The sequence below is a fragment of the Sphingomonas changbaiensis NBRC 104936 genome (assembly GCF_000974765.1).
In the GTDB taxonomy this organism is placed as follows: Bacteria; Pseudomonadota; Alphaproteobacteria; order Sphingomonadales; family Sphingomonadaceae; genus Sphingomonas_B; species Sphingomonas_B changbaiensis.
Map to the genome: position 1 here is coordinate 87,192 of NZ_BBWU01000028.1, position 19,785 is coordinate 106,976.

The window sequence follows — 19,785 nt, forward strand, 5'->3', positions numbered from 1 at the left end:
CCGAAGGCGTTCCGGCTGATGAAGATGACGTAGTCATAGTTGGGGGCGGTCCAGTCGGTCCCCCCCTTTCGTTGTCAGAGTGCCGCCTCGCCATTAGAGCGGCTTGAGCTTTCTCTTGGCTTGCCCCAAGCTAACTGCACAGGGGGCATGCCATGATATTCTCATTGGAAATTGCACTTGGAGTCGCTAGCGGCCTAGTGCTCGCCTACATCCTCATCACGCGCGGGAACGCAATCGCGTCGGGGATTAAGCAACTGGTCGAGGTTGTGCTGTCCATCGCGGGCGTCGCGGTGATGGTGTGGGGCGTCTATGCCCTCGGCAGCGCGGGTTTCACCGACAATGGGTTTGTTGGCATCCTTGTCCGCTGGGTCGGGGGGATGTTCTTGGCAATCATTGGCCTTGGCATCTTCTTCTTCGGCGGATTGGGCCTCTCCGATCTTTTCTATAGGGTGACGGGGATCGAGAAACGACCGGCGAAGAACCCTAATCGGGACGACCGCGACATCGCTTGGGGTTTTCTGAATGTCGCCATCCTCTTCGGCGTGTCTTTCACATTTCAGGCGCTTGGCCTCACCGGATGGATGGACGCCATCGATTCCTATGGACGGGCCCATGGAATGCAAGACGGCCTCACCGTTGGCGTGTTCGCGCTATTCCTGCTTTGGCCGTGGTTGATTGTTCTCGCGCTCATGAAGCTATTCCCGGATAAATATGGGCATGACCAAAAAAAGGTCGAACCGGCAGCGCCGAAGCGCCCATTGCATGACGAACGGGGGGAGATAACATGCCGCAAAAGTGGAACTTAGTTCGCGCTGCCGCCTATGGGGCGTTCTTCGGACTGCTCGTCGGCGTATGGCACAACCTGACCGACAATGCGGCATATTCGTCGGCCGACAACATTGAGATGACGGGTGGCTCCGTGATCGGTGGGGCGCTCCTCTTTTTTGTTGTCGCTGCGGGCCGCAATGCGCTCGTCCGAGCGCGTTAGGAGGACGGCCAGATGGAAGCCCAACAAGCGACCGGAGCGGGGCTGCTTAAAACACTGGCAGCCTGTTTGTTGGCGCCAATCGCGCTGATTGTCGTCGCGATGCTATGGGGCGGCGTCAACGCGATCCTAATGAACATCTTCACGGTCATCCGGCCCGGCATCATCGGCTTCTTTTCAGTCCTGATTGGGACAGTGGCCGGCATGTTCGCCGCCCGCATTGCATGCGACAAGTGGCTGAGCGGCTACCACCCGCAGGTTGTATTCGTAGTTTTGGCGCTGCTGGGCTTTGGCGGATTGCTCTTTGAGCTATTTTTCGTCCCGTTCGATGGGGCGAAGATCAACAGCTACGTCCAACTCGGGCTCATTGCCCTGTTCTCCTATCATCTGTTCTGGCGATATGAGCCTATCGATGGTTAAGGCCTGCTCGCGTGCCTGGCGCAGCACAAACTGAACGAGATCGGCCCAGCTTAGGTTGTCGCGCAGGTCGGGATCGTCGCCCAGCACGTCGCGCCACCGCTCTCGCACATCGGCCGCAACAGCTTCGGCGTCGCTCTATAGTTGTGGTGTGTCAATCAGGTAGCGATTTTCAGGGAAGACCGGGAACCGGTCGCTGCATCCGTTTGAATCGCACTTTTTCTGCGGTTTTCGACAACTTTTGCCGGCCTCCCTCTCCGCCATGATTTATGCCGGCTACGGAGTGGCTCGCGTCCTATTTTGCCGCACAGGAAAATGTTCGCCCGACCGGGTCCAATCGGCCGAGCGAACGTCAGTGTCGCTGATTTGATATTGCCGCGTTCAGGCGAGGGTCGGCACGCTCTGACCTGTCGTCCGACGCCGGAGCATGGCCCCGATCACGCCGAAGCCCAGGATCATCGTCGCCCAGGTCGCCGGCTCCGGGACCACTGCCAGGAACGTCGCCGAGAGCGTCGGGCCGATCCGGTAGCTCGCCAGATTGCTCGGCACGGTGGCGCCGATGACTTTGAGGAAATAATCACCTGCCGAAAGCGTGTCGGCCAGCGCCGCTCCGGGCGCCAAGGGCGAGGTGTCGAGCGCGCCGCCCGTTGGCGTACAGGTGGTCGCGCTGCAGGCCCCCTTGAACAGGCTGTACTGGACGGGCGCGTTCACCGCCGGGTGCCCCTTGGGCGTGTAGGTCAGCAGCATGGACGATTGCAGCTCGACCGCGCTCCCCAGGCGGAACGAGAAATAGACCGTGCTGCCGGGCTTAAAGTTGGAGATGGCGGAGACCTGCGCCGGTGCCGTGTTATAGAAGGTATCCGGGGCCAGCGTCCCCACATGAACGACGACGGCCGCTTCGCCGGCCGCGGCGCCGAAGGCCAGCGCCAGCCCGGCCGCAGCGATTTTCAAACCGTTTCCCACGATAACCCCCTTTGCAATCAACACCCCGTTTCGCCCGGCGATCCCGGCTTCTTCGGGTCCGACCGGGATAGCTGGCGCGGGGCAGGCAGACTATTTGCGGTTCGGTAGGTGTCGCGCCCTATCGTTCGATAGGGTCGCCAACGGGTGGGAATGCGGCAAAGCTGATGGTCGGGGATAGGGGGATGACGACAAGGGGGCAGATGAGCACCAGGCTGATCTCGACCAGCGGCACGCGTGCCGTCGCGACGGCGCGCGCGGTGCTGGCCGCATTTCTCTGCGCGTCGAGCTTGGCCAACAACAGTCCGCTCGGCGTGCTCGACGCGTCCGACCTGATCCTGCTCCCCTACACCTGCTACGCGATCCTGCTTGTCCTTGCGTTCCGCTATCGCGCGCTGGTTTTTCTGGTTCAGCCCAGGGCGGTCCTTCTGACCGCGATCGACCTGATCGTCTTCACAGCGCTGCTCTACATGACCGGCGGCGCCGACAGTCCTTTCTTCAGTCCCTTCATCTTCCTGGTGCTCGCGGCGGGCCTGCAATGGGGATCCCGCGGGGCGCTGTACATGGGGCTGCTGGTCTCGGGATTGTTCATGCCGTCGGGCGTGATCGCGTTCGCCGGTTCATCCAGCGCCGACACCGGATCGCACTTCATCCTGAGGGCGGGTTATTTGCCGGTCATGGCCTTCCTGCTCTGGACGTTCGCGCGTCACGTCGAACGGATATTCGAGGAGCTGTCCCGGCTTTCCGTCCCGATCGGCGATTTCGCGGACAGCCCGGAGCCGCCGCTGGAGGCCGCTCTGGACCAGGCGCTCGGTGTGTTCGCGGCCCGGCGCGGAGTCCTGCTGTGGCTCGACGGAGAAGAGCCGCACGGCACGCTGCTGATCGCATCGGGCGATGCTGCCAGGGCGCGGCACACGCTTTCCGACCTGCCGCCCGGCCTGTTCGAGCCCGAAACGGCAGCGTCGGCCTATCTGTGCGACAGGGACGGCCGGACGATCGCGCGTGCGGGCTCGACCATCACGGCCGTGACCCCGCCCCCTTTCCTTCCCGTGCTGAACGGCTGCGCCGATTATTCCCACGCCTTGCTGCTGCGCACCGAGCAGCAGGACAGCGTCGCGTGGCTCGCGATCCTCGACCACACCGATCCGGCCAACGAGAATCTGGCGATCGGAACGATGGTGGCGGCCCAGCTGTCGATGTTCATCGAGCGCTGGCGATCGCACCAGACCCGGCGGGAGATCGTCGCCAGCGAAGAACGGCTGCGCCTTGCGCGCGATCTTCACGACGGCGTGCTGCAGTTCATGGCGGGCGCCGGGCTGCAGCTCGATTCGATCGCGCGGCGCGGCGGGCTGGCGCCGGAGGATCGTGAGCGCCTGCGTCTGCTGAAGGGATCGCTGAGCGAAGAGCAGCGCGAGCTTCGCGCGCTGATCACCAACCTTCGGCCATCGCACGGCGCTGCCCGCCCTGCGCCGCTGCGCGACGAGCTTGGCGCGCTCGCCGAGCGCCTGGCGCGCTCGTGGGAGATCGGCATCGACGTAGACGTCCAGCCGCAGACGCTTCAGGTCGATCAGAGCATGGCATTCGACCTGAGCCGCATCGTTCGCGAGGCGGTGGCGAATGCCGTCCGCCACGGCAAAGCGACCGCCGTTTGCGTGCAGGCGCGAGCGGAGGACGATGCCTTGCTGGTTTCGATCGAGGACAACGGCCAGGGTTTTCCGGCCCCCATCTGCTGGACGGATGAAGACATGGACACAAACGGCTCGGGGCCGCGCTCGCTCCGCGAACGAGCGGCATCCCTGTCGGGCCGGCTCCGGATCGAGAGCGGCCGCGACGGAACCAAGGTGCTGGTGACGCTGCCTGCGGGAGTCCGCCGATGAGCGCCCGCGTGATCATTGCCGACGATCATCCGCTGATCCTCGACGGCGTCGCGGCCATCTTCGACGGCACCGACCTGTCGGTCGTCGGACGCTTTGCCGATGGAGCGGCGGCGCGCGACGCGATCCTGCACCACCGGCCCGAGGGCGCCGTACTGGACATCAACATGCCGGGCGTAACCGGGCTGGACCTGCTGCGCGAGGCGCGGCGCGAGGGCTGGCCGACGCGGATCGTGCTGCTGACCGCGTCTCTCGATCCCGCCCCGCTGGTCGAGGCGGTCAACCTGAACGTGGACGGACTGGTGCTCAAGCACGCGGCAAGCGAAGTCCTGCTGCTGTGCCTGCGCTCGGCATTGGCGGGCGTGCCGTGGATCGACAAGGAAGCGATGAAGCTCGTCGTCGAGGCGATGTCGCGCGCCCAGCAATCGGGTCCCGACCTGACGCCGCGCGAGCGTCAGGTCGCCGAGCTCGTCAAGCTGGGCCTGCGCAACAAGGAAATCGCCGGTGAGCTCCGCATCACCGAAGGCACGGTGAAGATGTATCTCCACACGCTGTACGAGAAGCTGGGCATCGGCTCGCGGACCGAGCTGGCGATGTTCGTTCGCGATCGGACCTGACGTCAGCTCGACCGGCTGGGATCGGTCAGCGGGTCCGCCAGTTCCGGGTCGATCGTGCCGCGGCTGATCGCGGGCGCGCGGGTCTGCCGCTCGATGCGGCGGTGGACGACGGGCGGGCTGCCACCACGATGCAGCGCAAGGATCTCGCGGCCGTTTTCGGTATCCGCATGCGTGCGCCGTTGGTTGTGGCGGACATAATCGAGCCAGGTTGCGACATGGTAGCGCTCGATCCAGAGCTCCGGCTCCATCAGATCGCGGAGCAAAGTCCAGTGGCGCGCGCCGTCGCGCCGGCGGATGCGCTTGCGCTCGTCCATCACTGCCAGGAAGCGCGGCAGGTCCTCGGCGGCGATCCGGTATTCGATCGTCGTCACGATCGGGCCGCTCCTCTGCTCGATCGGCACGTTGATCACCGGCACTGTCCAGTCGCGCAGATCGAGGTCGATATCGGCAAGGCCCGGCAAAGCGAAGAAGAAACCGAGCACCAAGCTCACCAGCTGGAGCGCGGCTGCCGCCAGCAGGGCGGTCGCGACGCCGTCCACATCCGCGACGATGCCGAACAGCCAGCTGCCCGCCGCCATGCCGCCGAAGGCCGCCATCTGGTATAGCGCGAGCGCGCGGGCGACGACCCAGCGCGGCGTCGACAGCTGGACCGACACGTTGAACGTCGACAGCGCCAGCACCCAGCCGCCGCCGGCGAGCAGCAGGCCGATGATCGTCACCGGCAAGGCACGGCTGGTCGCGGCGATGGCGGCTCCGGCCGACAGCACCAGCACGGCACCGCGCACCACGCCTTCGGGCGAAAGGCGGTTCCGCAGGCGCGTGCTGCCAAGTGCTCCCGCGATCGCGCCGAGCCCGAAACCGCCGAGCAGCAGGCCGTAGGTCAGCGGCCCGCCGCTCACCAGGTCGCGCGCGACCAGCGGCATCATCGCCGGCACCGCGCTTGCCGCAAGACCGAACACCAGCGCCCGCATCAGGACCAGGCGCAGCCCCGGCGACATGGCGACATAGCGAACGCCCGCCAGCATGGCCGTGCCGATCCGCTCAGGCGGCAGCTGCGTCTGGGGCCTATGCGGCTTCCACCGCGCCAGCACCGCGATCAATCCGAGATAGCTGATCGCGTTGGCCAGGAAGGCCGTGGCCGCGCCGGCGACTGCCACGATCGCACCGCCGATTGCCGGGCCGACGCTGCGCGCGATGTTGAACCCCATGCTGTTCATCGCGACCGCGCCGGGCAGCGCGGCGCGCGGGACCATATCGCCGACCGAGGCCTGCCAAGCGGGGCCGTTCAGCGCGGTCCCACAGCCGATCAGGAAAGTGAAACCGAGCAGCAGCCACGGCGTCAGCCACCCCGCCCAGGCGAACACCGACAGCACGGCCGAGACCAGCAGCATGAAGATCTGCGCGGTCAGCATCACCCGCCGCCGGTCGCGATTGTCCGCAATCGCGCCGGCAAGCAGCGACAGCAGCATGATCGGCAGCGTCGTCGAGGCCTGCACCAGCGCGATCAGCTGCGGCGAGGCGCCGAGGGAAATCATCAGCCACGACGCGCCGACCGACTGGATCAGTCCGCCGAAATTCGAAACGATGCTCGAAATCCAGACAGCCCGAAAAATCGGGACCGACAGGGGCGACATCGTCGCCGGGGGCCGGGGCTGTGATTGATCGGCCATCAGCTTTGCAATGGCCGTTCCAGAGGCAATTGCCAATCCGCCTTCAGGGGCAGAAGAGCCGGGCGCGTCAGCCGGCGAGCTTGGCGGTCAGCCGCTCCTTGAGCTGGCGCTGGATCACAGATCCGGCCAGGTGCGCGTCGACCGAATCGCGCTGTTCTTTCTTCAATTGAGTGCGAATGTCGCTCACGGTCCTGCACGATCCGGTTTCGGCCAGGATGAAAGCTCTCTCGAGGGTAGTCTGTCCGTCCAAAGCAACGCTCCTTTCATGAGCGTAACGCATGAGGAACGATTTCTGTCCATCGGCGCCGTAATTTGTGGCGCTAGCCTTCGACTTTTGCCGGGTGCGGCGCAGCCGCGATGCGCTCGGCGCGCAGTCGGTCCGTCAGCTCAATCCGCGCGGCCATTTCGTTCCAGGCGGCGGCCGAGCGCAGACAGCGGTCGCGAACATTGTCGAGGGTCGCGGCCTCTGCCGCTTCTTCCGCGGCCAATGCCTGGGCGCGATATTGACTGGCCTGGCTTGTCATCCCTCGTCTCCCGACAACAATGGTAAAGGACGGGCGCGGCAGAGCCGGCCCGTCCTTCGGCAATCAAGCGCTCTGGAGGTTGACGGCGCTGGTCTTGCCGCGCCGATCGGTCTCCAGCTCGTAGGAAACGCGCTGGTCGCGATCGAGGGTGCGCATGCCCGCCCGCTCGACGGCCGAAATGTGAACGAACGCGTCCGCGCTGCCGTCCTCGGGCTGGATGAAACCATAGCCCTTGTCCGCATTGAAGAATTTGACGGTGCCGGTGATCATGAGAGAGACTTCCTTACTCGGGGTGTGCCGACTGTCGGCACGCCCGTGCATCAGCTGCAGGGAGAGAAGGAAGAAGGAGCCGCAAAGCGCCAAAGACCGTCAGTTTGCGACTGGAGCGGCAGACATATGAACCCTCCACGCCAGAAAACAAGAGCGGGCGCGCGTCTGGTCGATTCTATGTCGGATTGCCGACAGACTCCGCGTTTTAAATGCGCTATATTTCAATGCTCAAGACGTTCCGGGGGGTATGTCGTTGGCCGGTTACAGACTCTTCTGCCTCGATGAAGGCGGCCACATCAGCGATCGGCGCGATTTCGACGCCGATGACGACGATGCGGCAATCGCGTTTGCCCGCGCGACTTATGCCCACAGCAATTGCGAACTCTGGGAATTGGGACGCAGGGTGGCGCTGATCGCGCCGCTCAAGAACGCGAGCTGAGCCAGCCCGCGATATCGCTCTTTTCAGGCGAAGCGGTCTGGCGCACTGAGCTTTCCGAAAGCTTGGAGCGGGGACAGGGCGATGCGTGACGGGGTGATCGAAGTAGCGCCGGGCCGCTATCGTGAGACGTTCGGCCGCTATTACGAGGATTTCACCGTCGGCGACGTCTACGAGCATCGCCCCGGCCGCACGATCACCGACGCCGACAATGTGTGGTTCACGCTGCTGACGATGAACACGCACCCGACCCATTTCGATTACGAATACGCGAAGAAGACGGAGTTCGGCCGTCCGCTCGTCTGCTCGCCCTTCACCGTCGCGCTGATGGTCGGCATGTCGGTGTCGGACGTCAGCCAGAAGGCGGTCGCGAACCTCGGCTGGACCGACATCCGCCTGACCCACCCGCTGTTCCCCGGTGACACGCTCTATGCTGAAAGCGAAGTGCTGGAAAAGCGCGAGAGCAAGTCGCGGCCGGAGCAAGGCGTGGTCACCGTCCGCACGACAGGCAAGAACCAGCATGGCGAAATCGTATGCACATTCACCCGCACGGTGCTGGTCTGGAAACGCGGCTTCGGCCCGGCGGACGATTGATGGGGGAGCGGTACTATTACGGCCCTCTCCCTCCAGGGGAGAGGGCAGGCTCGCGCAGCGAGCCGGGAGAGGGGCCGACCAGACGCGGCAAGACGCCGGAACTTTTGCTCGAACACGCCCGTCAGATGCGGAGAGAACCCACGCCGCAGGAAGAAGCGCTATGGGAAAAGCTTCGAGCCAAGCGACTTGATGGGTGGAAGTTCCGTCACCAGTCGCCTTTGGGACGGTTTGTCCCGGACTTCTGCTGCCCCGCAGCTAAACTGATTATCGAGCTGGACGGCGGCCAGCACGGCGCACAACAGGAATATGACGCAGCTCGAACCTCGTTCCTCGAACGCGAAGGTTATCGCGTCCTCCGCTTCTGGAACAATGATGTCGATGAGAATCTTGAAGGGGTCCTTCGACTGATTCAGGAGGCGCTCTCGGCCCCTCTCCCGGCCCGCAGGGCGGGCCTGCCCTCTCCCCTGGAGGGAGAGGGCTGATGAACGGCAAGCTCGCCTCCCTCCGCGTCGTCGACCTCACCCTGTTCCTGCCCGGCCCGATGATGACGCAGATGATGGCGGATCAGGGCGCCGACGTGCTGAAGATCGAGCCGCCGGGCGGCGATCCGGCGCGAACGATGGGGCCGTTCGAGGCCGGCCAGTCGGTCTGGTTCCGCAACCTCAACCGCGGCAAGACATGCCTGACGCTCGATCTCAAGACCGACGAGGGCAAGGCGCGGTTGTGGGAGGAGATCGAGCGCGCCGACGTCTTCGTCGAAAGCTTCCGCCCCGGCGTGATCGGGCGATTGGGCTTCGGCTATCAGGCCGTCGCCGCGCGCAATCCGCGGATCGTCTATTGCTCGATTTCCGCGTTCGGTCAGCACGGCCCCCTCGTCCAGCATCCGGCGCACGACCTGGCCGTGCAGGCGCAGGCCGGCTTCCTTTCGGTCAACAATGCGCCGGGCGGGGATCCGGTCGTGCCGGGCGTCGCCTCGGCGGACATGGCGGCCGGACTGACGGCGCTCTCGGGCGTGCTGATGGCGCTGATCGGGCGCGAGCGGACCGGGCGCGGCGACTATCTCGACATCGCGATGTTCGACAGCCTGCTGCCCTGGTGCGCGCACACGGCCGGCAGCGCGATCGCGGGCGGCGAGAGTCCCCGCTCTGACAATCAGCGATCTCTAGGCGCGGCCGCCTTCTATCAGGTCTATCGCACCGCCGACGGGCGCCACATCGTGCTTGGCGGGCGCGAGGAAAAATTCGTCGCGACCCTGCTCGCCGCGCTCGATCGCCGCGACCTGATCCCGCTCGGCTCGGCGGAGGCCGGCGCGCCTCAGGCGCCGCTGACCGCCTTCCTGCGCGACACCTTCGCCGGCCGCACGCGCGCCGAATGGATCGACTGGTTCGCGGACAAGGACGTCGCCTTCGCCCCCGTGCTCGATTTCCGCGAAGCGCTCGACCCGCCCCATGTCGCCGAACGCGGCCTCTGGATCGAGCAGGACGGCGCGCACCACATCGCCCCCGCGATCCGCTTCGCAGGAGAGGCAGGATGACGAGCTATCAAGGCGGATGCCATTGCGGCGCGATCCGGGCCGAATTCACGTCCGCCAAGACACCGGCCGAACTCGGCGCCCGAACGTGCCAGTGCAGCTTCTGCCGGGCGCATGGCGCGTCCTGGACATCCGATCCGGCTGGGTCGCTCGAGGTGCGGATCGCCGGGCCGGTGAACCGTTACCGCTTCGGCACCGGCACGGCGGATTTCCTGGTCTGCGGCAGGTGCGGGGTGGTCCCGGCCGTGGTGGCGGAGATGGGGAGCGGCTTGCACGGCGTCGTGCGCGTCGACTGCCTGGCAGACCGCGATGCCTTTCTCGCGGCCGCCGCCCCGTCCGACTATGACGGCGAAGCGCTCGACGCCCGGCTGGAACGACGCGCCGGGCGGTGGACGCCGGCTTTCGTCAGGGGGTGAGGATCGTCGACCCGCTGGTCTTGCGTGCCTCCAAATCGCGGTGCGCCTGTGCGGCCTGCTCCAGCGGGTAGCGCTGGCCGATCGTGATCGCGACCTTGCCCGATCGGATCATGTCCCACAGCCGCGCGACGCCGGCGCGCCGTTCCTCGGCCCCCACATAATAGTCGAACAGCGTCGGCCGGGTGACGAACAGCGACCCCTTCTGCGCCAGCACGCCCAGATTGACGCCGCTGACCGGCCCGCCCGCATTACCATAGCTGACCAGCAGCCCGCGACGGGCCGTGCTGCCGAGCGACGCGTCCCAGGTGGCCATGCCGACGCCGTCGAAGGTGACGCGCACGCCCGCGCCGCCGGTCAGCTCGCGGACCCGCGATGCGGTGTCCTCGCGCGTGTAGAGGATGATCTCGTCCGCACCGGCCTCGCGCGCCATGGCGGCCTTTTCGTCGGTGGAGACGGTGCCGATCACGCGTGCGCCGACCGCCTTCAGCCACTGGACCAGGATCGAGCCGACGCCGCCCGCCGCGGCATGGACCAGCACCGGCCAGCCCGCCTCCACCCTGGCGCAGCGCTCCACCAGGAACTCGGCCGTGCAGCCTTTGAGCAGCGACGCGGCCGCCACCTCGTCGCTGATATCGTCGGGAATCGGCAGCAGGCTGGACGCAGGCAGGTTCCTCTCGGTCGCATAGGCGCCGCGCTGCGGACCATAGGTTCCGACCCGATCGCCCGGTTTCCACTCGGTCACGCCCTCGCCCACCGCCTCCACCACGCCCGCGGCCTCAAGTCCCAGCGCGGCCGGCATCTCGACCGGATAGACGCCGCCCCGGTGATAGGTGTCGATATAGTTCAGGCCCACGGCGGTGTTGCGCATCCGCACCTCGCCGGGCCTGGGTGGCGGCAGGTCGACATCGGCCCATTCGATCACCTCGGGACCGCCGGTCCGCTCGATTCGTGCTACCCGTGCCATAATCACCTCATCCGATCGGCATGCCCGGCGGAACCTTGGGAAGGCGATGCTGATCCGCAAGGGCTGCGGTCAGCGCGTCGCGGTCGAGCAGCAGCCGGCCGAGGCCGCGGCTCCAATCCGCCTGAACGCCGGTGCCGCCGGTTTTCGCAAGGCCGGTGCCGAGCCGGTTCAATCGTTCCGACAGGGCGAGCGCGATCGTCGGGGACAAAGCGCCGTCGCGCTGCGTGCGGGCGAGGGCCAGCACGACCGTCGTCGCGATACGGCGCTGAACCGCCGCACCGGCCTCGTCACGTGGGAAGGCGAAGCTGCGGTCGATCAATTTGTCGATCACTTCGTGCGCGGACGGGACGGCCGGATCGGCCTGGTTCTGGATCTCCAGCCGGTTCAGCCGCGTCGGGGCCAGCAGGTCGATCAGCGTCATGGCCGCCCCGGTCTCGGTCGCCGCGAGCGGATCGAACACGGGCCCGCCGGCGGTCGGCATGACCTCGATATCCGTCTGGCGATCGGACTCGCCGGACCAGCCGGTCGACAGGTTCGGCAGCAGCTGAGGGGGAACGGTCAGCACCGCGGGCGAAAGCGTGTCGAGCAGCGCATCGAGCGCGCGGCGCTGATCCTCCGCCGAGACGGGCCGCGACTCGCCATGCCCGTCGCCGGTCACGGCATAGGTGAAATCGACGCCGCCCAGCATCTTCGCCGTTGCTTCCACCTGATAGCGATGGAGCAGCCAGATCGGCACGAACGCGCGGCGAAGCTGCGACTGCGGATCGCCGGGCTTCAGCGCCGCCGGCCCGAACCGCGCGACCGCAGCCTGGCGCACCTCCATCACGCGCCGAAGCTCGACGACAGGATCGGCCCCGTCGTCCCACAGGCTGCCGAGCGGCTGCGCCGCGTCGGCCGCGCGCGCGTCCTGGTCGGGCACATAGCGCAGGCCCTCCGCAAGCCCCGCCGCCATGATCGGCTGCGCGTCCGCATCGGTGCGCGCGCCATAAAGCCAGTCGACCGCGAATTTGTCCCAGCGGCCGACCCCTGCGCCATAGGCATCGGTCAGGTCGATCTTGCCGTCGGTCAGCTTCACGCGCGGCCCGGGATAGTCCATTACCGAATAGCGTCCGGCAATCGAGGCGGCGAAGTTATGCGCCAGGCCGATCGCATGGCCGACTTCGTGCGCACCAAGCTGGCGAATGCGCCCCAGCGCGGCGGTGATCGGGTCGTTCGGGTCGCCGGTCCCGGTCAGCCCCGCGCCGACCAGAGCCTGGAAGATCATCATGTCCTGCCGCACGCGCAGCGAGCCAAGCAGCACCTGGCCCTTGATGATCTCGCCGGTGCGCGGATCGGTGATCGGCTGGCCATAGGACCAGCCGCGGGTCGCGCGGTTGACCCAGTTGACGACGTTGTAGCGGATATCGAGCGGGTCGGCGTCGGCCGGCAGCACCGCGACCTTGAACGCATCGACGAAGCCGGCCGCGTCGAACGCGTCCCGCCACCATGACACGCCTTCGACCAGCGCGGTGCGGATCGGCTCGGGCGCGGCCGAGTCGATGTAGAAGACGATCGGCTTCTTGACCGGCGAGCGCGCGGCGTTCGGGTCGGTCTTTTCCAGCCGGAAGCGGTTCGCCAGCTCGTACACCAGAGGCGAGCCCAGCGGCGCGTTGAAATCGACCACCTGCGTGCCGAAGCTGCCCGCGCGCGGATCGAAGCGGCGCGGCACATAGCCGGGCTCCGGCAGCGCGATCAACGAATGGCGGATGATGAAGCTGACATTGCCGGTCGCGGGCGCGATATTGTCGACCTCCGGCCCGGGCTTTGCCGTGGCGAAGGTCAGCCGTGCCTCAAGCTCGACGTTGCGCGGGAAATCGCGCGTCGCGTTCGGATCGGCGACGCTCAGCTCGGGCACCAGCTTGTAATCGGCTCCGCCCTGCTCCTTCAGCGCCCGCGCGATGCCAAGGTCATCGCGGGCAAGGAAGGAGCTCAGGTCCACCAGAAAGCTGCCGTCCGGCTGCTCGGCGGCGACATCGCCCATCCAGATCGTCGACGTGGCGAACGACCGCCGCACACCCGCCTGCTCCTGTGGCGAGGCGCCGACCGCGCGAAACCGGGGATTCTCGATCTCCGCCAGCACCTTCTTGCCGACACGCCGGAACACCAGCAGTCGCGACCCCGAGTTCAGCGCGTAATCCAGCCCGAGCGCCGGCGAGCCGAGCCCGGTCTCCAGCGATGCGGTATAGATGTACCGCCCCGACACCCCGTCTGCGTCGGGCGCCGGCAGGGTTGCTATGATCCGCCCGGCCTTGCGGTCGACATGCAGCGGAATGAGGCCGGTCTGCGCCGTCGTCCCTTCCAGCACCTTGGCCGGTGGATCGCTCGCAAGCGCCGGCGCGGCAAAGATCGTGGTGGCGAGCAACAGCGCAGCGATACGGCCCGTCATGGAATCCCCTTTTTTGTTTGTGCGGCGACCATAGAAGCGCTGCTGCCCGATACGCAAATCACGTGAGCGACGGCGTTTTTCCCTCACCGACTGACGATTCCATACCAGCTTCCACGGGCGGCCGTGCTATAGCCCTGCCATCACCTGCAGCTGGTAGCTCGCTTCTCGTGCCAGAGAGCATTCCGCTCTCGAACTCGGGAGAGCACATCTTGGATATCAATTCGCTTTTGGCCAGGGAGCAGGTCTCGCTGCTTCACGCGCGCTTTGCGCCGGCAGCCGACGTTCGCGACCGCCATCTCGCGCTCGCCGCCGATCACGGAAGAAGCCTGCGTCTCACCTTGTATCCTCATCGACGGCTCGCGTTCGGAATGCTGACATGAGCGGCGCGCACGCTCGCTCCGACCCTTTCGGCCTCGGCATGAAGGATTTCGCGCGAGGCTCGGCGCGATCGGCATGCCCATTTCCGCCCCACTTCTTCGAGGGCAGGCATTGGCTCCTTGGCTGGGACTATGGCTGCTCCCGTTCGCCAGCGCGCCGGTTCGGGATTCGCGAAGAGAGCATCACATGACCTCTACCGAGACACTGAACCGACAACGCGAGCTCGAGGAACGCCGGCTCGGTATGCGATCGCTCGATCCGACGGAAATCGCCCGCCATTTCGGCCGGGCGGCCGAGCTCCGTGCGCTCATTGCGAGGGAGCGGCTGCGACTGGTCTCCAGCGCAACTGGAACGAAGGGCTCGTCTCCCCGAACACCGTTTTGATTCTTACATCCGTCCGGAGAAAACCATGAGCAGAGCCATCAACCTCAACCTTACGCACGATCAGGTCCAGGCCGCCGTCTTGAAACACAAGGCAGTGATCAGTGCGATCGAGCCTCTTTTCCCGCGCGGCACCCGCGTCGTGCTGACGAACGCCGATCAGGCCGCCACCATTCGGCGGGCGCTCAAGGCGCAAGTCATCGACGGTCCGGTCAAACGCACCCCGCTCCGCACATTGGCCCTGTGAAGATTTCCATTCGTCCCCAGCTTTTTATCCTGCCGCCCTTGCCCTGAATCGGGCGGGTGGCCGAAACGCAAGTGCATGAGTTTCGGCGTCGATCTTGGAAGCAGCGAGCGGGGGCAGCCGGTCGAGCTCGATCTGGGCGAGCTTCTGTCCACGCGGCTGCTGGTCCAGGGCAATTCGGGGTCGGGCAAGTCGCATCTGCTGAGAAGGCTGCTGGAGGGCAGCGCCGGCACGGTGCAGCAGGTGGTCATCGATCCCGAGGGTGATTTCGTGACCCTGTCCGACGCGTTCGGGCATACGGTGATCGACGCGGCATCCTATTCGCTGGGCGAAGTCGCGACGATCGGCGCGCGCATCCGCGAGCATCGCGCGTCGGCGGTGCTGAGCCTCGACGGGCTCGAGATTGACGACCAGATGCGCTGCGCGGCGGTGTTCCTGAACGCGCTGTTCGAAGCGCCACGCGAGCATTGGTTCCCGGCCCTGGTCGTGGTCGACGAAGCGCAATTGTTCGCCCCCGCCGCGGCCGGCGAAGTCGCGGACGATGCGCGCAAGACGTCGCTTTCCGCGATGACCAACCTGATGTGCCGCGGACGCAAGCGCGGGCTGGCCGGCGTGATCGCGACGCAGCGGCTGGCGAAGCTCGCCAAGAACGTCGCGGCCGAAGCCTCCAATTTCCTGATGGGCCGCACTTTCCTCGACATCGACATGCTGCGCGCGGCGGACCTGCTCGGCATGGAACGCCGCCAGGCCGAGGCGATCCGCGACCTGGAGCGTGGGCAATTCCTGGGCCTCGGCCCCGCGATCGCGCGACGTCCGGTCCTGGTGCGGGTCGGCGCGGTCAGGACAGGCACCAACAACGCCGCGCCGGTGCTGCTGCCGCTGCCGGGCGCCGATGCAGGCGCCGAGCTGCTGCTCAATCTGGAACCTGCCCCGCGCGAAATCGTAGCCCCGCCCCCTCCCCCGCCGCGTCCCGCCGAGCTGATCCGCGCGATCGAGGCGCCCCCGCCGGTTCCCAATCTGCCGTCGCTGGACGAGGAGGAGCGCACGTCGCGCATCGGCGCGATCCTCTCCGGGCTCGCCGCGACCTTCAGCGGACAGCCAGCGCCGGCGCTGTATCAGGAATTCACCGTCGGCTGCCGGATGGCTGGGATTGCGCCCATCCCCCCGCTGGCCGATTTCCGCCGCCTGTTCGCGCTGGCACTGGCCGGCATCGACGGCGAGGAGGGCTGGGCCGAGACGCTCGCCCTCGCCGCTGCGCTGCCTGAGGAAATGCTGGCGCCGTTCCTCCGCATTGCCCGCGCCGCTCGGGACGGCGCGCCCTGTCCCGACGATGCCGAACTCGCCCGCATCTACGGCACCGCGTCGATGGGCCGCGTCAAGCGGATGCTCGGCCATATGGAGGAACGCGGCGTGATCGTCATTCGCACCGACCTCGCCGGCGGCCGCTCGATCGCGCTGCCGCATCTGGGCTGGACAAGCGCGGCGACGGAGGCCGGGCGGGCGGCATGACCTCCGGCGCTCCTCAACCGGTTTGGGCTGAGCTTGTCGAAGCCCTCCCTTGTTCTTTTCTGAGATGCCAGGAAGAAAAGGGAGGCCTTCGACAAGCTCAGGCCAAACCGGAATTGGACGACCCATGACCAAGACCACCGTCGCCGCGCTCCAGATCGGCTCCCGGCCGGAGGGCAAAGCGGCAACGCTGGATGCGATTCTGTCGTTCGAGCAACAGATCGCGGACTCCCAAGCCGCGCTCGTCGTCATGCCCGAAGCCCTGCTCGGCGGCTATCCGAAAGGCTCGGATTTCGGCACCCGCCTCGGCTATCGGATGCCGGAGGGGCGCGAGGCGTTCGCGGCCTATCACGCCAATGCGGTCGATCTGGACGCGCCCGAGATCGAGGCCCTGGCCGGGCTCAGCCGCCGCACCGGCGCGACCCTGGTGCTGGGGGTGATCGAGCGGGCGGGCGCCACGCTCTACTGCACCGCCTTGTTCATCGATCCCGAACGCGGCCTGATCGCCAAACACCGCAAGCTGATGCCGACCGGCACCGAGCGGCTGATCTGGGGCCAGGGCGACGGCTCGACGATGCCGGTGGTCGAAAGCCGTGCCGGCAGGATCGGCGCGGCGATCTGCTGGGAAAACCACATGCCGCTGTTCCGGACAGCCATGTATGCGAAAGGCATCGAGATCTGGTGCGCGCCGACGGTCGACGAGCGGGACGTGTGGCGCGCATCGATGCGGCACATCGCGCATGAAGGCCGCTGCTTCGTGATCAGCGCGTGCCAGGTGCAGCCCTCGCCGGCCGAATTGGGCCGCGAGGTCGAGGGCTGGCCGGCGGATCGTCCGCTGATCCGCGGCGGCAGCATGATCGTCGGGCCGCTGGGTGACGTGCTCGCCGGCCCTCTGGAGCACGAAACCGGGCTGGTCACGGCCGAGATCGACACGGCCGAGATCGTCCGCGCCCGCTACGATTTCGACGCGGTCGGCCATTATTCCCGACCGGACGTCTTCCGGCTGCAGGTGGACGAGACGCCGCGGCCGGGCGTCGCGTTTGCGCCGTTCAGCCTTCCCGGAACGGCGCCGGCCTGACTGAAACGCCGGCCCGCTCGGACAGCAAGATCGCAACCCGGCGCGCGATATCCTCCAGCGCCTCGATCATGTCGGCCGCATGCAGCAGGCGCGGCTTCGGATCGATCGCGCACAGCGTGCCGTAAAAGCTGCCGTCCTCCAGCGTCAGCGGCAGCGAAACATAGCTTTGAAAGCCGTACAGGATCGGCACCGGATGCGTGCGCCAGTCCATGTCCATGGCAACATGGTCGATAACGATCCCGTGCTGCGTCTTGCGCACATCGTCGCAGATCGTGGTCGCGATATCGAGTTCGTCGCCGGGCCTCAGGCCGAACTCGATATTGTCCAGCACCTGGCAGGCGATCCAGCGATCCTCGGTCACGCAGGCGACGGCTGCGAAGCCCATGCCGGTCGCGGCGCAGACCTCTTCCAGCAGCCCGAGCATGGCCGGGTCATCGCCATGGTGCATCACCCGGGCGGCAAGCGCGTCCAAGGTTCTCAATCCTCCGCTCGCAGGTCCAAGACCGCCCCATCATCCTTCATCGGGGGCGCTCCGATCAAGGGTCGAGTTGACGACGCGTTCCGACGCCGTCAGCCAGTCCTCCGCCGCCCGCTTGAGTTCCGGATGCTTCGGAAACGCCTCGGCCGGCAGCGGCGCGATGCCGAGCGCGTGCATCAGCACCCACAGCGCGAATTTGCGGCCCGGCTCCTGCTCCACGCCGAAGTCGATCGCGAGCGCTTCTCTGCCGCGTGTCACCGCTTCGGGCGCCAGCGTGTCCAGCCGCGTGCGGCCGAAATAGTGATGGAGCAGCGCGTCGAGGTCCATGCCGGGAGTGCCACTGCATTCCCGCCCTCTCGTCAAGCGGGGATTCGATCGCTACATGGCGCCCGACCTGCGCTCGGGACGAGCGCGCTGCTTCTGCGATCAAGGCTTTCATGGACTCCCGACCGACCACGCGCCCGGATCGGCGCACTTTCGCGATCATTTCCCACCCGGACGCCGGCAAGACGACGCTGACCGAAAAGCTGCTGCTGTTCGGCGGCGCGATCCATGCCGCGGGCGAAGTGAAGGCGCGGGGGCAGGCCCGGCGCGCGCGCTCCGACTGGATGAAGATCGAGCAGCAGCGCGGCATTTCCGTCACCTCGTCGGTGATGACGTTCGAGCGCGACGGTCTCACCTTCAATCTGCTCGACACGCCGGGCCACGAGGATTTCAGCGAGGACACCTACCGCACACTGACGGCGGTCGATTCCGCGGTGATGGTGATCGACGCGGCGCGCGGCATCGAGGCGCAGACGCGCAAGCTGTTCGAGGTCTGCCGGCTGCGCTCCGTCCCGATCATCACCTTCGTCAACAAGGTCGACCGCGAAGGCCGCCACCCGTTCGACCTGCTGGACGAGATCGCGTCGGACCTGGCGCTGGACGTCAGCCCCATGAACTGGCCGGTCGGCATGGGCGGCACGTTCGAAGGTCTCTACAATCTGGAGACCAAGCAGCTGACCAAGCCGGACGGCACCACCGCGCCGGCCGACCTGTCGGGCCACGACCCGGTCGGCGAAGAACTGGCGCTGATCGACGCCGGCTATGCCGCGTTCGACGAAGTCGCCTACCGCCACGGCGACCTGACGCCGGTCTTCTTCGGCTCCGCGCTGAAGGATTTCGGCGTGAGCGAGCTGATCGACGCCCTGGCCCGCTTCGCCCCTTCGCCGCGCCCGCAGCCGGCCGAGCCCGAGGCCGTGTCGCCCGACGATGCCGCCGTCACCGGCTTCATCTTCAAGGTGCAGGCCAACATGAACCCGATGCACCGAGACCGCGTCGCCTTCATGCGCCTCTGCTCGGGCAAGTTCAAACGCGGCATGAAGCTCAATCAGGTCGGCACCGGCAAGGCGATTGCGGTGCACAGCCCGATCCTGTTCTTCGCCCAGAACCGCGAGACGGCGGAAGAGGCCTGGCCCGGCGACATCATCGGCATCCCGAACCACGGCACCTTGCGCGTCGGCGACACGCTGACCGACGGGCCGCCGAAGACGATCACCGGCCTGCCCAATTTCGCGCCGGAAATCCTGCGCCGGATCGCGCTCAAGGACCCGACCAAGACCAAGCAGCTGCGCAAGGCGCTCGATGACTTGGCGGAAGAAGGCATCATCCAGGTCTTCTACCCCGAAGTCGGCAGCGCCTGGGTGGTGGGCGTGGTCGGCCAGCTCCAGCTCGAGGTGCTGATCTCGCGCCTGGAAGTCGAATACAAGGTCGACGCAAAGCTGGAACCCTCGCCCTGGGATACGGCGCGCTGGCTCGCCGGCGACGCCAGGGACATCGACGCCTTCGCCACGATCCACCGCGGCGCGCTCGCCCGCGACCGCGACGGCGCTTTGGTCTTCATGGCCAAGGACGCGTGGGAGCTCAATTACGTGAAAGAACGCAACCCGAACCTGCGCTTCTCGGCCACCAAGGAACGCGCCTGATCCACCCTCTCCACTCAAGGGAGAGGAACGATTCTTGTGCTTTCCTCACTCACTGTTACGGTTCGGAAATGGG

At 66.6% G+C, this 19,785-nt stretch carries 23 protein-coding genes; 15 read left to right on the forward strand and 8 right to left on the reverse strand.

Features of this window, described 5'->3' with window-relative positions; all coding sequences use genetic code 11:
* The first annotated feature begins 152 nt into the window (after nucleotides 1-152).
* The 3 genes from SCH01S_RS06905 to SCH01S_RS06915 are packed head-to-tail and all read left to right on the forward strand — an operon-like array spanning nucleotide 153 to nucleotide 1,405.
* Entirely contained in the window at nucleotides 153-806 is a 654-nt protein-coding gene (locus tag SCH01S_RS06905; RefSeq protein WP_046348049.1) for a hypothetical protein, read from the forward strand.
* On the forward strand, nucleotides 785-988 hold the full coding sequence (locus SCH01S_RS06910; RefSeq protein WP_046348050.1) for a hypothetical protein: 204 nt from the start codon (nucleotides 785-787) through the stop codon (nucleotides 986-988). Before SCH01S_RS06905 ends, SCH01S_RS06910 begins: the two co-directional genes overlap by 22 nt.
* A gap of 12 nt (nucleotides 989-1,000) precedes the next feature.
* Nucleotides 1,001-1,405: a hypothetical protein gene (locus tag SCH01S_RS06915; RefSeq protein ID WP_046348051.1), complete on the forward strand. Its 405-nt coding sequence runs from the start codon at nucleotides 1,001-1,003 to the stop codon at nucleotides 1,403-1,405.
* Between the two features lie 378 nt (nucleotides 1,406-1,783).
* Here SCH01S_RS06915 and SCH01S_RS17105 read toward each other — a convergent pair whose 3' ends face one another.
* Nucleotides 1,784-2,353 (reverse strand): PEPxxWA-CTERM sorting domain-containing protein, encoded by a 570-nt coding sequence (locus tag SCH01S_RS17105; RefSeq protein ID WP_052733826.1) that lies wholly within the window; start codon nucleotides 2,351-2,353, stop codon nucleotides 1,784-1,786.
* Nucleotides 2,354-2,565: 212 nt separating this feature from the next.
* Between SCH01S_RS17105 and SCH01S_RS06925 the strand changes: the two genes are divergently transcribed.
* Nucleotides 2,566-4,239, forward strand: coding sequence for a sensor histidine kinase (locus tag SCH01S_RS06925; protein WP_046348052.1), 1,674 nt, complete (start codon nucleotides 2,566-2,568; stop codon nucleotides 4,237-4,239).
* Nucleotides 4,236-4,853, forward strand: a complete 618-nt coding sequence (locus SCH01S_RS06930) for a response regulator (RefSeq protein WP_046348053.1) — start codon at nucleotides 4,236-4,238, stop codon at nucleotides 4,851-4,853. Before SCH01S_RS06925 ends, SCH01S_RS06930 begins: the two co-directional genes overlap by 4 nt.
* A 2-nt stretch (nucleotides 4,854-4,855) precedes the next feature.
* On the opposite strand, the gene SCH01S_RS06935 is transcribed toward SCH01S_RS06930, so the two are convergent.
* The 3 genes from SCH01S_RS06935 to SCH01S_RS06945 form a co-directional block, all read right to left on the reverse strand.
* The gene (locus SCH01S_RS06935; RefSeq protein ID WP_046348054.1) at nucleotides 4,856-6,523 is read right to left on the reverse strand and encodes an MFS transporter; all 1,668 of its coding nucleotides are present in this window, start codon (nucleotides 6,521-6,523) and stop codon (nucleotides 4,856-4,858) included.
* A 320-nt stretch (nucleotides 6,524-6,843) separates the two neighbouring features.
* Nucleotides 6,844-7,047: a hypothetical protein gene (locus SCH01S_RS06940; protein ID WP_046348055.1), complete on the reverse strand. Its 204-nt coding sequence runs from the start codon at nucleotides 7,045-7,047 to the stop codon at nucleotides 6,844-6,846.
* Nucleotides 7,048-7,110: 63 nt separating this feature from the next.
* Nucleotides 7,111-7,317, reverse strand: coding sequence for a cold-shock protein (locus SCH01S_RS06945; RefSeq protein ID WP_046348056.1), 207 nt, complete (start codon nucleotides 7,315-7,317; stop codon nucleotides 7,111-7,113).
* Between the two features lie 253 nt (nucleotides 7,318-7,570).
* Between SCH01S_RS06945 and SCH01S_RS06950 the strand changes: the two genes are divergently transcribed.
* The 5 genes from SCH01S_RS06950 to SCH01S_RS06970 all read left to right on the forward strand — a co-directional run bounded on the left by SCH01S_RS06950 (nucleotide 7,571) and on the right by SCH01S_RS06970 (nucleotide 10,294).
* Nucleotides 7,571-7,756, forward strand: a complete 186-nt coding sequence (locus SCH01S_RS06950; protein WP_046348129.1) for a hypothetical protein — start codon at nucleotides 7,571-7,573, stop codon at nucleotides 7,754-7,756.
* Nucleotides 7,757-7,837: 81 nt separating this feature from the next.
* Nucleotides 7,838-8,347 (forward strand): MaoC family dehydratase, encoded by a 510-nt coding sequence (locus SCH01S_RS06955; RefSeq protein ID WP_046348057.1) that lies wholly within the window; start codon nucleotides 7,838-7,840, stop codon nucleotides 8,345-8,347.
* A gap of 104 nt (nucleotides 8,348-8,451) precedes the next feature.
* Nucleotides 8,452-8,829: an endonuclease domain-containing protein gene (locus tag SCH01S_RS06960; RefSeq protein WP_281174971.1), complete on the forward strand. Its 378-nt coding sequence runs from the start codon at nucleotides 8,452-8,454 to the stop codon at nucleotides 8,827-8,829.
* Nucleotides 8,829-9,881, forward strand: a complete 1,053-nt coding sequence (locus tag SCH01S_RS06965) for a CaiB/BaiF CoA transferase family protein (RefSeq protein ID WP_046348058.1) — start codon at nucleotides 8,829-8,831, stop codon at nucleotides 9,879-9,881. Before SCH01S_RS06960 ends, SCH01S_RS06965 begins: the two co-directional genes overlap by 1 nt.
* Nucleotides 9,878-10,294 (forward strand): GFA family protein, encoded by a 417-nt coding sequence (locus SCH01S_RS06970; RefSeq protein WP_046348059.1) that lies wholly within the window; start codon nucleotides 9,878-9,880, stop codon nucleotides 10,292-10,294. Before SCH01S_RS06965 ends, SCH01S_RS06970 begins: the two co-directional genes overlap by 4 nt.
* Here SCH01S_RS06970 and SCH01S_RS06975 read toward each other — a convergent pair.
* Nucleotides 10,284-11,258: a quinone oxidoreductase family protein gene (locus SCH01S_RS06975; RefSeq protein WP_046348060.1), complete on the reverse strand. Its 975-nt coding sequence runs from the start codon at nucleotides 11,256-11,258 to the stop codon at nucleotides 10,284-10,286. The two genes, SCH01S_RS06970 and SCH01S_RS06975, sit on opposite strands and share 11 nt — an antisense overlap.
* A gap of 7 nt (nucleotides 11,259-11,265) precedes the next feature.
* Nucleotides 11,266-13,683, reverse strand: coding sequence for a zinc-dependent metalloprotease (locus SCH01S_RS06980; RefSeq protein WP_046348061.1), 2,418 nt, complete (start codon nucleotides 13,681-13,683; stop codon nucleotides 11,266-11,268).
* Between the two features lie 209 nt (nucleotides 13,684-13,892).
* Between SCH01S_RS06980 and SCH01S_RS16365 the strand changes: the two genes are divergently transcribed.
* The 4 genes from SCH01S_RS16365 (at nucleotide 13,893) to SCH01S_RS06995 (ending at nucleotide 17,270) form a co-directional block, all read left to right on the forward strand.
* A complete protein-coding gene (locus SCH01S_RS16365; protein WP_157032840.1) occupies nucleotides 13,893-14,063 on the forward strand; it encodes a hypothetical protein in 171 nt (56 codons plus the stop codon).
* 407 nt (nucleotides 14,064-14,470) lie between these two features.
* On the forward strand, nucleotides 14,471-14,689 hold the full coding sequence (locus SCH01S_RS06985; protein WP_046348062.1) for a hypothetical protein: 219 nt from the start codon (nucleotides 14,471-14,473) through the stop codon (nucleotides 14,687-14,689).
* A gap of 75 nt (nucleotides 14,690-14,764) precedes the next feature.
* Entirely contained in the window at nucleotides 14,765-16,195 is a 1,431-nt protein-coding gene (locus SCH01S_RS06990) for a helicase HerA domain-containing protein (protein WP_046348063.1), read from the forward strand.
* A 124-nt stretch (nucleotides 16,196-16,319) separates the two neighbouring features.
* Nucleotides 16,320-17,270 carry a carbon-nitrogen hydrolase family protein gene (locus SCH01S_RS06995; RefSeq protein ID WP_046348064.1) on the forward strand — a complete coding sequence of 317 codons (951 nt, stop codon included), beginning with the start codon at nucleotides 16,320-16,322 and terminating at the stop codon, nucleotides 17,268-17,270.
* On the opposite strand, the gene SCH01S_RS07000 is transcribed toward SCH01S_RS06995, so the two are convergent.
* Nucleotides 17,242-17,742 carry a GAF domain-containing protein gene (locus tag SCH01S_RS07000; protein ID WP_245612181.1) on the reverse strand — a complete coding sequence of 167 codons (501 nt, stop codon included), beginning with the start codon at nucleotides 17,740-17,742 and terminating at the stop codon, nucleotides 17,242-17,244. The genes SCH01S_RS06995 and SCH01S_RS07000 overlap by 29 nt on opposite strands.
* Nucleotides 17,743-17,781: 39 nt before the next feature.
* Nucleotides 17,782-18,075, reverse strand: coding sequence for a hypothetical protein (locus SCH01S_RS07005; protein ID WP_046348065.1), 294 nt, complete (start codon nucleotides 18,073-18,075; stop codon nucleotides 17,782-17,784).
* Nucleotides 18,076-18,185: 110 nt separating this feature from the next.
* On the opposite strand from SCH01S_RS07005, the gene SCH01S_RS07010 reads away from it, so the two are divergent.
* Nucleotides 18,186-19,712 carry a peptide chain release factor 3 gene (locus SCH01S_RS07010; protein WP_046348066.1) on the forward strand — a complete coding sequence of 509 codons (1,527 nt, stop codon included), beginning with the start codon at nucleotides 18,186-18,188 and terminating at the stop codon, nucleotides 19,710-19,712.
* Nucleotides 19,713-19,785 lie beyond the last annotated feature (73 nt).

Coding starts and splice junctions, on each gene's coding strand:
- SCH01S_RS06970 (WP_046348059.1), top strand. CDS start 9,878: ATGACGAGCTATCAAGGCGGATGCCATTGCGGCGCGATCCGGGCCGAA.
- SCH01S_RS06945 (WP_046348056.1), bottom strand. CDS start 7,317: ATGATCACCGGCACCGTCAAATTCTTCAATGCGGACAAGGGCTATGGT.
- SCH01S_RS06985 (WP_046348062.1), top strand. CDS start 14,471: ATGAGCAGAGCCATCAACCTCAACCTTACGCACGATCAGGTCCAGGCC.
- SCH01S_RS06990 (WP_046348063.1), top strand. CDS start 14,765: ATGAGTTTCGGCGTCGATCTTGGAAGCAGCGAGCGGGGGCAGCCGGTC.
- SCH01S_RS06975 (WP_046348060.1), bottom strand. CDS start 11,258: ATGGCACGGGTAGCACGAATCGAGCGGACCGGCGGTCCCGAGGTGATC.
- SCH01S_RS06905 (WP_046348049.1), top strand. CDS start 153: ATGATATTCTCATTGGAAATTGCACTTGGAGTCGCTAGCGGCCTAGTG.
- SCH01S_RS06935 (WP_046348054.1), bottom strand. CDS start 6,523: ATGGCCGATCAATCACAGCCCCGGCCCCCGGCGACGATGTCGCCCCTG.
- SCH01S_RS06965 (WP_046348058.1), top strand. CDS start 8,829: ATGAACGGCAAGCTCGCCTCCCTCCGCGTCGTCGACCTCACCCTGTTC.
- SCH01S_RS06980 (WP_046348061.1), bottom strand. CDS start 13,683: ATGACGGGCCGTATCGCTGCGCTGTTGCTCGCCACCACGATCTTTGCC.
- SCH01S_RS07010 (WP_046348066.1), top strand. CDS start 18,186: ATGGACTCCCGACCGACCACGCGCCCGGATCGGCGCACTTTCGCGATC.
- SCH01S_RS06940 (WP_046348055.1), bottom strand. CDS start 7,047: ATGACAAGCCAGGCCAGTCAATATCGCGCCCAGGCATTGGCCGCGGAA.
- SCH01S_RS06910 (WP_046348050.1), top strand. CDS start 785: ATGCCGCAAAAGTGGAACTTAGTTCGCGCTGCCGCCTATGGGGCGTTC.
- SCH01S_RS06955 (WP_046348057.1), top strand. CDS start 7,838: ATGCGTGACGGGGTGATCGAAGTAGCGCCGGGCCGCTATCGTGAGACG.
- SCH01S_RS06930 (WP_046348053.1), top strand. CDS start 4,236: ATGAGCGCCCGCGTGATCATTGCCGACGATCATCCGCTGATCCTCGAC.
- SCH01S_RS06995 (WP_046348064.1), top strand. CDS start 16,320: ATGACCAAGACCACCGTCGCCGCGCTCCAGATCGGCTCCCGGCCGGAG.
- SCH01S_RS06915 (WP_046348051.1), top strand. CDS start 1,001: ATGGAAGCCCAACAAGCGACCGGAGCGGGGCTGCTTAAAACACTGGCA.
- SCH01S_RS07005 (WP_046348065.1), bottom strand. CDS start 18,075: ATGGACCTCGACGCGCTGCTCCATCACTATTTCGGCCGCACGCGGCTG.
- SCH01S_RS06925 (WP_046348052.1), top strand. CDS start 2,566: ATGAGCACCAGGCTGATCTCGACCAGCGGCACGCGTGCCGTCGCGACG.